At 64.6% G+C, this 14,370-nt stretch carries 11 protein-coding genes; 2 read left to right on the top strand and 9 right to left on the bottom strand.

Annotated elements, in window-relative coordinates:
• Nucleotides 1-43: 43 nt before the first annotated feature.
• The 4 genes from RHIBR816_RS0102360 to RHIBR816_RS0102345 all read right to left on the bottom strand — a co-directional run bounded on the left by RHIBR816_RS0102360 (nucleotide 44) and on the right by RHIBR816_RS0102345 (nucleotide 2,648).
• On the bottom strand, nucleotides 44-454 hold the full coding sequence (locus tag RHIBR816_RS0102360) for a tellurite resistance TerB family protein (protein WP_014327209.1): 411 nt from the start codon (nucleotides 452-454) through the stop codon (nucleotides 44-46).
• A gap of 48 nt (nucleotides 455-502) precedes the next feature.
• On the bottom strand, nucleotides 503-1,327 hold the full coding sequence (locus RHIBR816_RS0102355; RefSeq protein WP_018234928.1) for a thermonuclease family protein: 825 nt from the start codon (nucleotides 1,325-1,327) through the stop codon (nucleotides 503-505).
• A gap of 12 nt (nucleotides 1,328-1,339) precedes the next feature.
• Nucleotides 1,340-1,993, bottom strand: coding sequence for a helix-turn-helix transcriptional regulator (locus tag RHIBR816_RS0102350; protein WP_026186563.1), 654 nt, complete (start codon nucleotides 1,991-1,993; stop codon nucleotides 1,340-1,342).
• A 130-nt stretch (nucleotides 1,994-2,123) separates the two neighbouring features.
• Entirely contained in the window at nucleotides 2,124-2,648 is a 525-nt protein-coding gene (locus tag RHIBR816_RS0102345) for a helix-turn-helix domain-containing protein (protein ID WP_018234926.1), read from the bottom strand.
• Between the two features lie 162 nt (nucleotides 2,649-2,810).
• Between RHIBR816_RS0102345 and RHIBR816_RS0102340 the strand changes: the two genes are divergently transcribed.
• Nucleotides 2,811-3,284 carry an SRPBCC family protein gene (locus RHIBR816_RS0102340; RefSeq protein ID WP_018234925.1) on the top strand — a complete coding sequence of 158 codons (474 nt, stop codon included), beginning with the start codon at nucleotides 2,811-2,813 and terminating at the stop codon, nucleotides 3,282-3,284.
• 12 nt (nucleotides 3,285-3,296) lie between these two features.
• Here RHIBR816_RS0102340 and RHIBR816_RS0102335 read toward each other — a convergent pair whose 3' ends face one another.
• The 5 genes from RHIBR816_RS0102335 to RHIBR816_RS0102315 all read right to left on the bottom strand — a co-directional run bounded on the left by RHIBR816_RS0102335 (nucleotide 3,297) and on the right by RHIBR816_RS0102315 (nucleotide 10,006).
• Nucleotides 3,297-3,878 carry a threonine transporter RhtB gene (locus RHIBR816_RS0102335; RefSeq protein ID WP_018234924.1) on the bottom strand — a complete coding sequence of 194 codons (582 nt, stop codon included), beginning with the start codon at nucleotides 3,876-3,878 and terminating at the stop codon, nucleotides 3,297-3,299.
• 318 nt (nucleotides 3,879-4,196) lie between these two features.
• Complete coding sequence (locus tag RHIBR816_RS0102330; RefSeq protein ID WP_018234923.1) at nucleotides 4,197-4,493, bottom strand: hypothetical protein; 297 nt, start codon at nucleotides 4,491-4,493, stop codon at nucleotides 4,197-4,199.
• Nucleotides 4,494-4,657: 164 nt separating this feature from the next.
• Complete coding sequence (locus RHIBR816_RS0102325; RefSeq protein ID WP_018234922.1) at nucleotides 4,658-6,871, bottom strand: 3-hydroxyacyl-CoA dehydrogenase NAD-binding domain-containing protein; 2,214 nt, start codon at nucleotides 6,869-6,871, stop codon at nucleotides 4,658-4,660.
• Nucleotides 6,872-6,892: 21 nt separating this feature from the next.
• Nucleotides 6,893-8,101 (bottom strand): acetyl-CoA C-acetyltransferase, encoded by a 1,209-nt coding sequence (locus RHIBR816_RS0102320; RefSeq protein ID WP_018234921.1) that lies wholly within the window; start codon nucleotides 8,099-8,101, stop codon nucleotides 6,893-6,895.
• Nucleotides 8,102-8,209: 108 nt separating this feature from the next.
• Nucleotides 8,210-10,006 (bottom strand): acyl-CoA dehydrogenase, encoded by a 1,797-nt coding sequence (locus tag RHIBR816_RS0102315; RefSeq protein WP_018234920.1) that lies wholly within the window; start codon nucleotides 10,004-10,006, stop codon nucleotides 8,210-8,212.
• 413 nt (nucleotides 10,007-10,419) lie between these two features.
• Between RHIBR816_RS0102315 and RHIBR816_RS0102310 the strand changes: the two genes are divergently transcribed.
• Nucleotides 10,420-14,073: a peptidoglycan-binding protein gene (locus tag RHIBR816_RS0102310; RefSeq protein ID WP_026186562.1), complete on the top strand. Its 3,654-nt coding sequence runs from the start codon at nucleotides 10,420-10,422 to the stop codon at nucleotides 14,071-14,073.
• Nucleotides 14,074-14,370: the final 297 nt, after the last annotated feature.

The following is a 14,370-nucleotide window of genomic DNA, read 5'->3' as shown; positions in this document are numbered from 1 at the left end:
GGCAAAGACACGTTGGCGTGAATGAAAGCCTGGCGTGACGGCTCTACTTGCGAAAGCGGGCGAGGGCGCCGCGCTCGATCGCCGCGCAGGTGAGCTTGTCGAGGGCGAGACGATCGCGCAACAACTGCAGCAGCCGGATCTCCTCGGTGCGGATGCGTTGATCAGCGGCGGCGATCTCGACGGCGAGCGCGTAGGCCGTCTCATAGTGCCGCTGCGGCAGCGATTCGCGGACCATTTCGAGCGTCACGTCGAGCCCTTCCGGAGCGGCAAGCTGGGCCGCACATTCGCGGCCGATATGGATCAGCCGATCCTCGTCGAAGCCGTCGAAGGCCGGCAGGAAACGCACGAGCCCGCCGATGCGGGCGAACTCGTCATCGCTCATGCTTCGGTCGACCGCCGACATCATGACCATAACATAGACGAGGGCTTCGTGCTGGCTGAGGCTTGCGGACATCGGCTCTCCTGGAACGGGTAGCCGTCAGTTAGGAATTCCCGAGCGGGCTTACAAGTCCGGTGCGGTCTCGCCGAAGTTCATGCCGTCCGCCGGCTCCTCGATCACCCGGGGCCTCCGGCTCAGATCACGCGGGTCGCTGCCGTAGAAACCGCGCTTGGCGCTTCGGGCCGCCTCCGCTTTCGTTTCGAGCGCAGTGCCGGGCAGCGGTATTGCCCAGCCGTTCGTGACCAGCCACTCGGCGACATTCATCTTGCCGACCGTGCAGCTTGCGGCGGCGGCACCTTCGGCCTTCTCGTCGATCTCGGCGCAGACCAGCGCCCGTCCCCTCAGGAAATTGCGGAACGCGGTGCGCGCGATCATGCCGCAGGGCCAGCTCTTGCCGTTACCTTCGCAAACCTTGTCCGCCTTCTCCGGCTCGATGTCCTTGATCTGCAGCGTCTTGTCGCCGGTTTGGACGAGGCCGGCGGCAAGCGCGACGGGTCGCTGCAGGACGAGGGGGGTCATCTTCTTTTCCGGCGCGGAAAGAGGCGGCCGCGGCGCGATGCGTTCGAGCGGTTTCGCAACGCCCTCTTCCGGCAGGGCGAAGAGGTTCGGGTCGACGGGCCGCACCGGCACCCGCGACGTCTTGGCGGCGGCCTCCTCGTCGACTGGCGGCGGCGTCGGCTCGGCCGGAATTTGCTCCACGGGATCCGGTTCCTCGGCAGGTTCCGCAGCCGGGCTCTCGATCGCGGCGGCGTCCGGCGTCTCGAGCACGAAATCAGGCGTCGCCGCGCTTTCGCGACCGCGGATCGCCGTGGCACCGCTCAGAAGGATACCGGCGTAAAGAGCGAGGGCGGCTAGCCCGCCGGCGATGGAGATGGTCTGGGGCCGCATCTTGACGTTATCCTATTGGCTGGCCCAGATGATCCGGGCGATCCATTCGACGTCCTTCATCTCGAAACGGCGGTTCGGATGGTCCGGATTGAGCGACAGAAGCTCGACGCCGCGCGGCGTTTGGCGTGCCAGGATCTTCGCCATCACCTCGCCCTCGCGGCTCTTGAGGACGACGCGGTCGCCGCGGCGCGCCTGCGCTCCCGGATCGACGATCAGGATATCCCCGTCGCGATAAAGCGGCAGCATGCTGTCGCCCTGGACCTCCAGCGCATAGACGCTGGCCTTGCTCTGCGGCGCGGCGGGAAACTCGACCTCGTCCCAGCCCTGGCCGACGGGAAAGCCGCCATCGTCGAAGAACCCGCCTGCGCCGGCCTGCGCGAAGCCGATGAGAGGAATGCCGGAAGCCGGCCGGCCGGAATGCGTCGGTCTGCCGCTGCTGGACTGCAGCAGTGCCATGAACTGGTCGACCGTCGCGCCGGTCGCCTCGAGGATCTTCGAGATCGATTCCGTCGACGGCCATCGGTCACGGCCATCGGGCGACTGGCGCTTCGACTTGTTGAATGACGTCGGGTCAAGACCGGCGCGGCGCGCAAGGCCGGATGGCGAGAGCTGGTGGCGCTCCGCCAGCGCATCGATCGCCCGCCAGATGCTGTCATGTGAAAGCATGTCGATCCCACCCCGCAGGCGCGGCGGATGCGGCGCCACGAGAACCATACGGAGCGCACATTACCGAAGCCCGGGACGGCCGTAAAGAAAGGGCAGGAAAATAGTCCTGTTCCAGCCGCAACCGGCAGGCTCACGAACCGGCGCCGGCGAGCTCCCGTTCCTTGGCCTTGCGGTTCATCACCTCTTCATAGGCCGCCTGCAGCGTCTGGCGCACCGATGGGCCAGATGGTGCGCCAGTCTCGCCGAGATGTTCTGCCCTGAGTTCGTCCATGAATCGTTCCCAAAGGGCCGGGCCGCCCTCCTCCATCAACTGGGCGCGGATGCTTAGTTCCTCGCTGACCGGCAGATAGCGTCGCCCCCAGGCGCCAAGGTGGGCCATGATCGGCACCAGAGCGATCGCCATCTCCGTGAGGCTGTAGATCGCCTTCTGCTTGTGACTCGGATCGTCTCTCTTCGTCAGCATGCCGATTTCGAGCAGCGTCTTCAGCCGGTCGGCGAGAATATTGGAGGAAATGCCCTCCTGCGACCGCAGCAACTCGCGGAAGTGGCGTTTGCCGCCGAAGATCATGTCGCGGATGATCAGGAGGCTCCATTTGTCGCCGAAGACTTCGAGCGAGAGGTTGATCGGGCAGGCCGAGCGGTGATCGTCAGTCATTCTGGTCTCTGTACCGGAGGGCGGATGCGGATTGGCGATTCCAATCCTTCAAAACTGCTTGCATTATTGCAGCAGTGACATTACAGTGCAACTGCTTTCAAAATACAATCAGTGTTGCGGCGCGTCCGGCACAGGGCCGGCCGCCGAGGAGGAGAGAAAGCGATGACCCAGTCTTCCGTCGAGCATGCAAGCTTCACCATCGAGCGCGTCTTCAAGGCGTCCCAGGAGCGAGTCTTCAACGCCTTTTCCGACCCCGCCGCCCACGACCGCTGGTTCGTCAAGGCCGACAATTGGCCGGTGGCGGAGTACCGCCACGATTTCCGCGTCGGCGGCCGGGAAAACGGCCGCTTCAGCCAGGACGGCAAGACCTTTTATTTCAACGAGACCGTCTATCTCGACATCGTCGAGAACCGGCGCATCATTTCGGCCTATAGGATGGCAAAGGACGATCGGCCGATTTCCGCTTCCATCGCCACCGTCGAATTGGTGCCGGAAGCAAGCGGTACACGCGTCATATTTACCGAGCAGGCGGCCTTTCTCGATGGCCTCGACCAAGTCGAGTATCGCCGCAGCGGCTGGGAGCAACTGATCGGTTTTCTGGCGGCCGAGCTTGGCGAGACGGCCGAAGCCGCCTGACCTGCAGATCGCCTACAACATCGAAGCCAGTGCGCTGCCGGCAATGCCGAAGGAGAAGGCGACAAGGCAGGCAGCGGCGATGCGGCGCGGAAGACGTGGGCCGACCGGCCGCCTCGGCAGGCGCGCCAGAAGCGTGCCGGCGCCAATCCACAGGGAGCCGGCGCTTAGCGTCAGCCCCGCAAGGCCGACAAGCCAGGGCAGCATCGCGAAAAGCCCGACCTCAGGCATGATGACGAGCGCAATGATCAGCGCCTTCGGGTTGAGGATGGTGGTGACGAAGACCTGTCCGGGGGTGATCGGCCGCTCGCTCGCGCTGTGCGCCTTCATCGTCCAGAGGGCATGCGCCATGAAGAGGATCCAGCAGGCGGCGGCGAGCTTCAGCAAAAGGCCGATCTCGGGATGGGCGGAAATGAGCGGCGCCGCCAGCACCGCCATCGGGACGATCACCGTCAGATAGCCGCCGAGTTCGCCAAGTAGAAGGGGCAGGGAACGGCGCAAGCCGACCGCCGCACCGGAAAGCCACAAAAGCGTGTTGGTGGGTCCGGGTGTTGCGAGCAGAAGCAGGATGGCAAGGGCGAAGGGGAGCGGCTGCATTGTGGATGTTCGGCTTTCGGTGATGACAGATGCTCTTAGCCCAGTCGCCAGCGTGGCGACTTGATTCTGGTCAACTGCGCTTGTAAGCGCGGCGTCCCCCTTGCTCCGTCATCCTCGGGCTTGACCCAGGGCTTGACCCGAGGATCCAGAATTAGTCCGGGCGGCATTGCACACAGTGGCCAATGGTCGCTCGTGTTTGGATCCGGGTCAAGCCCGAGGATGACGGAAGGTGTTGGCACGAGCGAGCCCACAGGGGGCGCTTCGCAGGCTGCGGGGGTTCCCGTGCGAAGCGACATTGCGGTCGGGAAGAAACGGGCGTCAGCCCCTGTGCAGCCGGATCGGCCGCGTCTTCTCCCGCACGATCACTCCCTTTGCCTCGAGGTCGAGCTGCACGGTTTTCGACCACCAGGAGACCCCCTTGCCGCCCGGGAATTCCTCCTCCGGCAAACGGCCGGGGATCCGCTCGCGGATCTCCGCCAACGTAAGGCCGGGTGGCTCGGAGGGGATGACGGCCATCCAGGCGGCCTTCATCGCCGCATATTTTTCGGCGTCGACGAAATTCGTCTTGCCGGGTCGGATGACGTTTTCGACAGCGACTTTGTGAGGTTTCGACATCTCGGTTCCTCCAGTTTTTCCGAAGGACGATTGAGCGAGGTGGCGGCCGACATAGCTTCGTCGGACCGACGCGCCGAATATGTGCCGCTTCTCGAATCATGACAAAGAAAAAGGGCCGCCCCCAATGGGCCGGCCCTCCGATAGTCTCGGGTCAGGCGAGCGGTTCACGCCGCCTTCTGCGCCTCGCCATAGGGATCGAAGCGGCCGTAGAAGGTCTCGCCCTTTTCGGCCATCTCCTTCAAGAGCGGCGTCGGCTTGAAGTGGTCGCCATATTCCTTGGCAAGCTTCTCGCAGAGCGCGACGAAGGCCTTGGCGCCCATGCCGTCGATATAGGAGAGCGTGCCGCCGGTATAGGGCGCGAAGCCGAAGCCGAGGATCGAGCCGACATCCGCCTCGCGCGGATCGGTGACGATGCCTTCCTCGATCGTCCGGGCCGCTTCCAGCGCGATCGTCGCCAGGAAGCGCTGCTTCAGCACCTCGACGTCGACCTTGTCGGCCGCCTTCTGCGGATAGAGCTCCTTGAGGTCCGGCCAGAGATATTTCTTGGCCGGCTTTGCCGGATACTCGTAGAAGCCCTTGCCGTTCTTGCGGCCGCGCCGGTCGAGTTCGTCGACCAGCTTGTTGACCAGCGCCAGATGGCGCGGATCGACAGCCTTCTCGCCGAGATCGGCGACCGTCGCCTTGAGGATCTTCTGGCTGAGGTCGATCGCCACCTCGTCGTTGAGCGACAGCGGCCCGACGGGCATGCCGGCCATCTTGGCGGCGTTCTCGATCATCGCCGGCGGCACGCCTTCGATCAGCATGTCATAGGCTTCGTGGATATAGCGGAAGACGCAGCGGTTGACATAGAAGCCGCGGGTGTCGTTGACGACGATCGGCGTCTTCTTGATCGCCGCGACATAGTCGAGGGCAGTGGCGAGTGCCTTGTCGCCCGTCTCCTTGCCGAGGATCACTTCGGTCAGCATCATCTTCTCGACCGGCGAGAAGAAATGGACGCCGATGAACTGATCCGGCCGCTTCGAATTCCTGGCAAGTCCGGTGATCGGCAGCGTCGAGGTGTTGGAGGCGAAGATCGCGTCGGGCGCGATGACGGCCTCCACTTTCTCGATCACGTCCTTCTTGACCTGCCGGTCCTCGAACACCGCCTCGACGACGAGACCGACGTCCTTGAGGTCGCCATAGTCGGCCGACGGGGTGATCCGGGCGAGCAGCGCTTCGCCCTCTTCCTTCGTCAGCCGGCCCTTGCCGATGGAGTCCTTGACCAGGCCTTCCGAATGCGCCTTGCCCTTCTCGGCCGCTTCCATATCGCGGTCGATGAGGGTGACCGGAATGCCGGCGGCGGCCGTCACATAGGCGATCGAGGCGCCCATGAAGCCAGCCCCGAGGACGCCCACTTTCTTGAATTCGGACTTCGGCACGCCAGCCGGGCGGCGGGCGCCCTTGCCGAGTTCCTGCATCGAGACGAACAGCGAGCGGATCATCGAGAAGGCCGCGGTGGTCTGCAGGATCTCGGTGAAATAGCGCTGCTCGATCTTGAGGCCCGTGTCGAACGGCACCTGCAGCCCTTCATAGACGCATTTCAGGATGGCAATCGCGCCCGGATAGTTGCCGTAGGTTTCGCGGCGAAGAATGGCGGAAGCCGCCGGCCAGAGTTGCGCCGAGGCGGGCGTCCAGACGCCGCCGCCCGGAAGCTTGAAGCCCTTCTCGTCCCAGGGCTGCACGGCTTTGAGCCCGCTCTTGATCATCGCCTTGGCGGCCTCGACCAGCTTCTCCGGTTCGACCACCTCGTGCACGAGGCCCATCGCCTTGGCGCGTGCCGCCGTCAGCGACGAACCGGTGGTCATCATCTGCAGCGCGTCCTGGGTGTTCGTGAGGCGCGGTACGCGCTGGGTGCCGCCGGCGCCCGGGAAGATGCCGACCTTGACCTCGGGGAGGGCGATCTTCACGGATTTCGAATTGGAGGCGACGCGGCCGTGGCAGGCGAGCGACAGCTCGAAGGCGCCGCCCATGCAGGTGCCGTTGATCGCCGACACCCAGGGCTTGCCTGAGGTTTCGAGCTTGCGGAACAGCCCGGTCATGCGGCCGACGAGGTTGAAGAGCTTCTGCGCGGCATTGGCCGGATCGTTCTTCTTCTCCTCGGCCTGTAGCGTGAACATCGACTTGATCATCGAGAGATCGGCGCCGCCGGAGAAGGAGGATTTGCCGGAGGTGAAGACGACGCCCTTGACGGCGGCGTCGGCGGTCGTCTGGTCGACGATCGCGTCCAGTTCGTCCATCACCTCCTGGGTGAAGACGTTCATTGACTTCTCCGGCATGTCCCAGGTGACGAGTGCGATGCCGTCGGCGTCGGTTTCGATCTTGAAGTTCGTGTAAGACATATTCTCTCTCCCGGGATCGGATCAGACGCGTTCGATGATCGTGGCAGTGCCCATGCCGGCGCCGATGCAGAGCGTCACCAGAGCCGTGTTGAGGTCGCGGCGTTCGAGCTCGTCGAGCACGGTGCCGAGGATCATCGCGCCGGTCGCGCCGAGCGGATGGCCCATGGCGATCGCGCCGCCATTGACGTTGATGCGATCGTGGTCAATGTCGAAGGCCTGCATGAAGCGCAGCACGACGGCGGCAAAGGCCTCGTTGAGCTCGAAAAGGTCGATGTCCGAAAGCTTCATGTCAGCGCGCTTCAGCAGCTTTTCCGTGACGTCGACCGGACCGGTCAGCATCAGCGCCGGATCGGAGCCGACATTGGCGAAGGCGCGGATGCGGGCGCGCGGCTTCAGCCCCATGGATTCACCGCCGGCCTTCGAGCCGAGCAGCACCGCCGCAGCACCGTCGACGATGCCGGAGGAATTGCCGGCATGATGGACATAGTTGATCCGTTCGATTTCCGGATGCGCCTGGATGGCGACGGCCTCGAAGCCGCCCATCTCGCCGGGCATCTGGAAGGACGGGTTGAGCGAGGCGAGCGCCTGCATGTCGGTGCCGGGGCGCATATGCTCGTCGCGGTCGAGGATCGTCAGGCCGTTCTGGTCCTTGACCGGCACGATCGAGTTCTTGAAGTAGCCCTTCTCCCAGGCATGCGCAGCGCGCTTCTGGCTTTCGACCGCATAGGCGTCGACGTCATCGCGCGAGAAGCCGTATTTGGTGGCGATCAGGTCGGCCGAGACGCCCTGCGGCATGAAATAGGCCGGCAGGCTGACGGAGGGATCCATGAACCAGGAGCCGCCGGACATGCCGAGGCCGACGCGCGACATCGATTCGACGCCGCCGGCAATGACGATGTCGTCCGCCCCTTGGGCGATCTTGGCCGCGCCGAAATTGACGGCGTCGAGGCCGGAGGCGCAGAAGCGGGAGATCTGCATGCCGGGGGCGCGCGTCGAGTAGCCCGCCTCGAAGGCGGCGGCCTTCGGGATCACCGAGCCTGCATCCATCACCGGATCGACGCAACCCATGACGATGTCGTCGACGGTCGACGTGTCGAGCCCGTTGCGGTCGCGGACCGCCTCGAGCACCTTGGCGGCGAGCCGGACGGACGGCACTTCGTGCAGCGATCCGTCCTTCTTGCCACGGCCGCGCGGTGTGCGCACGTGGTCGTAAACGAAGACTTTCGTCATGTCTCATCTCCCTTTCGTCGGCGCCTGGTCGGGCCGCGCATTATCGATTGGAGCGGAGTGCGGGCGGAAAGCCGCCACGCAGTCCGTTCCCCATTCTCCACTCTGAAATCAGAACGCGGCGGCGTCCAGCGCCATCAGCGTGTCGGCGCCGGTTTCGATACGGGCCTTGCGCAGCGCCGTTTCCGGCAGGATGCGTTCCATGAAGAACTTGGCGGTGATCAGCTTGTTCTTCAGATAGTCCGCCTGCGCGGTTTCCCCCGCTGCAAGCTTCTCCTCCGCCGCCTTGGCGATCTTCGCCCACATGTAGCCGAGCACGACGAGGCCAAAGAGATGCATGTAGTCGGTCGAGCCGGCGCCGGCATTGTCGGGCTTGGCCATGGCATTCTGCATGAACCACATGGTGGCCGCCTGCAGGTCGTTCAGCCCCTTCTTCAGGGCCTTGGTGTAGCCGGAGAGACTTTCGTCGCCGCGGTTCTCCTCGCAGAAGTCGCCGATCTCCTTGAACAGCGCCATGACGGCGCGGCCGCCATTGATTGCGAGCTTGCGGCCGACGAGGTCGAGCGCCTGGATGCCGTTCGCGCCCTCGTAGATCATCGCAATGCGGGCGTCGCGGACATACTGGCTCATGCCGTGCTCTTCGATATAGCCGTGGCCGCCGAACACCTGCTGCGCCATCACCGCATGGTCGAAGCCCTTGTCGGTCAGAACGCCCTTCAGGATCGGCGTCATCAGTCCGAGCATGTCGTCGGCGGTCTGCCGCTCCTCGGCGTTGTCGGAGCGATGGGCGATGTCGGATTTCAGCGCCGTCCAGAGCGTGAAGGCGCGGCCGGCCTCGGTGAAGGCCTTGATGGTCATCAGCGTGCGGCGAATGTCCGGGTGGACGATGATCGGATCGGCCTTCTTGTCCGGTGCCTTCGGGCCGGAAAGCGAGCGGCCCTGGATGCGTTCGCGCGCATAATTGACGGCGTTCTGGTAGGCGATCTCGGCGATCGACAGTCCTTGCATGCCGACGCCGAGACGCGCCTCGTTCATCATCACGAACATGGCGTTGAGGCCCTTGTTTTCCGTGCCGATCAGATAGCCGGTCGCCTCGTCGTAGTTCATGACGCAGGTGGAGTTGCCGTGAATGCCCATCTTGTGTTCGATCGCGCCGCAGGAAACGCCATTGCGCTCGCCCGGCTCGCCGCTGCCATCGAGCGTGAACTTCGGCACGATGAAGAGCGAGATGCCCTTGACGCCTTCCGGCGCGCCCTCGATGCGGGCAAGCACCAGGTGGATGATGTTCTCCGCCATGTCGTGCTCGCCGGCGGAGATGAAGATCTTCTGCCCGGATATCCTGTACGATCCGTCGCCGTTCGGCACGGCCTTGGTGCGCAACAGGCCGAGATCGGTGCCGCAATGCGGCTCGGTCAGGTTCATCGTCCCGGTCCAGGTGCCTTGCACCATCTTCGGCAGGTAGGTCCGCTTCTGTTCATCCGAACCATGCTCGATGATCGCGGCGATGGCGCCCTGCGTCAGGCCGGGATACATCATCAGCGCCATGTTGGCGGAGGACATGTATTCGCCGACGGCGGTGTGCAGCGTGTAGGGCAGGCCTTGGCCGCCGAACTCCTCCGGCACGGCAAGACCGAGCCAGCCGCCCTCGCGATAGAGGTCATAGGCTTCCTTGAAGCCCTTCGGCACGCTGATGGAGCCGTCGTCGCGGCGCTTGCAGCCCTCCTGGTCGCCGGAAAGATTGATCGGGAAGAGTTCTTCCTCGGCGAGCCTGGCGGCCTCGCCGACGATCGCCGCCACCATGTCCGGCGTCGCATCGGCAAAGCCCGGCAGGTTGTGGTAGCGCTCGATACCGAGCACGTCGTTGAGGATGAACAGGGTGTCGTCGACCGGAGCCTTGTAGATGGGCATTCTTTCCTCGCCTTGATGTCCCCTCGGGCCGCGCCGCCGCCTGCCCGATTTTTGCTGTCCTGAGCGCGAGCCGAAGGGATCGGTGTCGCATCGTTGGCAGGATGCTACAAAATTTTGACGTTTGCGTAAACGTCAAAAAATGGCGCATCGCAAAATTCTGGCAGCGAGGTTGTTGCCGGTCCCAAACGCCCCTCCGCCGAAGATTAGGACCGGTCCGGATGGATAAATCGTTAAAAAATCGCAGGGATTAACGGCTTGTTTACCACGTTTAATGAATTGTCGGCTGTGAGATGGTCAAAGCTGCAACCGCAAGCTCGCGTAGTGTGGCTTTGCTCGCATCGGCCGCTGAAGAGGAACGGGGTCAGCGCCCTTCCGCGGCTTCCACGATCGTCGGCGACAGGGGCGAAGAGACAATGAACGGGTCACGATCCAATCCTCAGCGCACAAGCAACCCGTCCTATGGCGACAGGCCGTCGCTCGATGCCCTCAACCGAACCATCGAAGGCCTCGAGGCGCGCATCGAGGGCCTGATGAGCAGCGTCAGCCGCGAGCAGCGCCAGCCGGAGCGTCCGACTGCACCGGCGAGCACCGCCGTCTCGGAAATCCTCGAACGCCAGCGCGCGCTCAGCGCCGCACGCGAGCGATCGCCGTTGCGCGAGCGAATTGCGGCGCGGGAAGCAGCTCGCTCCGCTCCCGTGCGCCTTGCGGAAGAGCCGCAATATCAGCCCGCCCAGCCCGCGCCCGCCCCGTCGTCGCGCCCGTCCGCCGCAGCCGATATCGCCGAGGCTCTCGTCGGCTTGAGGCAGGATCTGAAGCGCGACATCAGTGATGGGCTTGCTCGCGAAATGCACGCCCTTCGTTCCGAAATCCGCGGCATCAAGGCGGAGGCCTCCGAAGACAGCGGCTACGCTGCCGATATCAGGGCCGATCTGCAGAGGCTTGCCGACAGCATCAATCAGCTCGGCCGCCAGGCGCCGTCCGCGCAGGCGGACGCGCTCCGCGTCGAGTTTGACGACCTTCGGACGATGATCGATGGGCTGGCGCGCGAAGATAGCATGCGGCGCATGGAAAGTCGCTGGACCGGCGTCGAGGATCGGCTGAACGCCTTCGACCAGAGCCGCGACGACGAACTCGTGGCGCTCGCCTACCGTCTTGACGAAATCAAGTCGCAGATCGGCACGCTGAACCAGGCCCCGGTGGTCGATGTGCTGGAAGACAAGCTCGTTGCGGTGGCCCGGGCGATCGAGATGCTCGGGCGCCAGATAGAGCCGGACGACCGGTTCGTTTCGCAGTTCGCCGAGCTCGATCATAGGCTCGATGAAATCGGCCGGGCGGTCGCCGCCGGCCGCAATGCCGCGAGCCTCGACAATGCCTTCGTCAACCGGCTGGAAAGCCGTCTCGGCGATCTGTCGCACCAGATCGACAACCTTGCCCGCCCGGTGGACGCCGGTCTCGGCGCACGGATCGAAGCGCTGACGGCGCGTGTCGAAGATCTTGCCGGCGAAAGGGCTGCGGCTCGGCTCGAGGAACGGCTTGACCAGCTTTCGACGCTGCTCGAGCGCAGCCAGCGCAATGCGGCGCCGGAACTGGCGGGCTATCTCGCCGATATTTCGCGCAGGATCGAGGCCCTGGACCAGGGCAGCGTCAACGACGCGCTGGCGGAACGGCTCGACTATCTCGCCCGCCGCATCGACGAGCTGGACGGGCATGCCGAATCGCCCGTGCCCGACATGCGCTTCGAGCGGCTCGAAGACCGGCTTGCCGACATCGCCCAGCGCCTGGAAGAGACACAAGCCGCGCCCTTTGACGATCGCGACGCGCTGCGCAATCTCGAAGCCCAGATCAGCACCCTCTCGGCGCTCGTCAGTCAGTCGCGCCAGGAGCCGGCCGCCGCTGCACCGGTGGAGTTCGAAAGCCGCATGACGGCGCTCGAAGACTATCTGGCGACCAGCGACGAATATATCATCGAAGCCGCCCGACAGGCCGCCGAAGCGGTGATGGAAGCCTATGCCAGGAACGGCATGCCGCAGACGGCAGCCGGCGCCGACATGGCCGCGATCTCGGCGCTCGCCGACGACCTTCGGACGCTTGAAGATCTTAGCCGTTCGAGCGAAGAACGCACGGCGCGTACGTTCGAGGCCCTGCACGACACGCTCATCCACATCGCCGAGAAACTGGAACGGCTCGAAGAACGGGAGCCGAGTGCCGGAGCACGGAATGCCTCGCATGACGTACCGGCGATGCCGAAAGCAGTGCAGCCGGAGTTTTTCGACGCAGCCGATCAGCGGCACGCAGAACTTCAGCAGGACGGATCGGTGACCGAGTCCAAAGCCGACGTCGTTGTCGCAAGCCCGGTTGCCGCCGAATTGTCCTCCTCCGTCGATGTTTCGATCGTCGAGCGGGATGAACCGCGGGCAGATCCTCCCGCAGCAAAAGCCGGCCTGCTGGCCGGTCTTACTCGGCGTTTCTCCGCCAAGCGTGGCGAGACGGCGACCGTTAAGGCGCGCCAGATGGTCGAGCCGGCGCCTTCGATCGACCCGTCGGAAATGCTTGCGCCGGAAGACGCCAACCAGTTGCTCGAGCCGGGCTCGGGCGTGCCGGACGTCAAGAAGATCCTCGAACGGGTGCGTGCCGGACAAATGGCCCGCGGCGGCGAGCCGGCTGCCGGCGGCGAAAAGGCGGACTTCATCGCCGCGGCTCGCCGTGCGGCGCAAATGGCCGTCGAGGAAGCCGATTCGCTGAAAGGCGCCAGGGACAGGCTCCCTTCGTCCGGCGGCGGTGCCTTTGCCCGTCATCGTCGCCCGATCCTGATGGCGGTCGGCGCCGTATTGCTGGCGATCATGTCCTATCCGCTGGTCAGCACGATGCTGAAGGGAAGGGACGCTGAGAACGGCAAGCCCGTCTCGGCGGTCGAACGCAAGGCGGAAGTGGAAATTGCGCCGAAGGCCACCGTCGAGGAAGCGGCCGAGCCGGCATCTGCCGCAGTCGCGGTAACGGCACCCGCGGCACAGTCGGTTGCGGCTCCGGTCGAGACGATATCGGCAAAGGCACCCGTAGCGGGGGCCGACGAACCTGCCGCAGCCGTTCCGGCAGCGGCGCCGCTGCTGCAGCCGGCAGCCGAGCCGGCGCCGACCGGTCCGGTCTCGACGTTCCAGCCGACGACCACAGGCGCGCTGACGGTCGCGAGTTTTGCACCGGTCAAGGCGAGCGAAATCGTCCTGCCGGAAGGCTTTGGCCCCCCGGCGCTGGTGACGGCGGCGAAGGGCGGCGATCCTCTCGCCTATTACGAGATCGGCACCCGCTTCACCGAGGGACGCGGGGTGAAGGAAGATCTCGCCGAGGCTGCCAGATGGTATCAGCGCGCGGCCGATGCCGGCGTCGTGCCGGCCGGATACCGGCTTGCTAATCTCTACGAGAAGGGGGCGGGGGTTACGCGCGACGCGTCCAAGGCCAAGGCCCTCTATCAGAAGGCTGCCGAGGCGGGTAACGCCAGTGCGACCCACAATCTCGCGGTCATGCTCGCCAGCGGTCGCGACGGTGCGCCTGATCTTGCCGCGGCGGCGAAATGGTTCGAGAAAGCCGCCAATCTCGGGGTCCGCGACAGCCAATTCAATCTGGCCGTGCTCTACGCCCGCGGCAACGGCGTCGATCAGAGCCTTGGGGAATCCTACAAATGGTTCGCGATCGCTGCGCGCGACGGCGACAAGGACGCGGGTGAAAAGCGCGACGAGATCGCCAAGGCGATGAAGCCCGATGAACTCTCGAGCGCCAAGGCGAAGGTCGAAGCCTGGAAGATGCAGCCGGTCGACGCCGGCGCGAATACGGTCGACGTGCCCGACGCCTGGGTCGGCCCTTCGACGAAGACGGCGTCGGTCGACATGACGAAGGCCGTGCGCAACATCCAGGCCATTCTCAACAATAATGGCTTCGACGCGGGCGCCCCCGACGGACAGATGGGCAAGAAGACGGTCGCCGCGATCAAGGCGTTCCAGAAGTCGATCGGCCACGAGCCGACCGGCGAGATCACCGACGGGCTGGTGAAGGAACTCTTGAAGCGCAATTCGTAATGGCGGACCGGGCGACCGTCCTGCTGCATCTTGGCCTCTGCAAAACCGAAGATGCTAGCGGCACCCGCTGAAAACTGCCCGCCATGTCCCTGAAAAGGTTGACAGCTCCCGCCCGAGGGCGCATGAGCGAAGGCGTCGTGTGCCGTCCGTTTGAAGACGCAGGCGACTACAGCGGCGCGCGTCCAATTGGACGCGCAAGGGTCGCTGTAGCACTTTGAAATGCTGCATGATTTTTCCTTAAATCGGTCTCGATTAGAGGAATCATGCAGTAGCCGAAAAATCCCGCTCGTGATGTTC

Origin of the sequence: Ensifer sp. BR816, from assembly GCF_000378985.1 — a bacterium.
In the GTDB taxonomy this organism is placed as follows: domain Bacteria; phylum Pseudomonadota; class Alphaproteobacteria; order Rhizobiales; family Rhizobiaceae; genus Sinorhizobium.
Note: the sequence above shows the minus strand (reverse complement) of the source record. Positions and strands in the feature narration are given on the sequence as shown.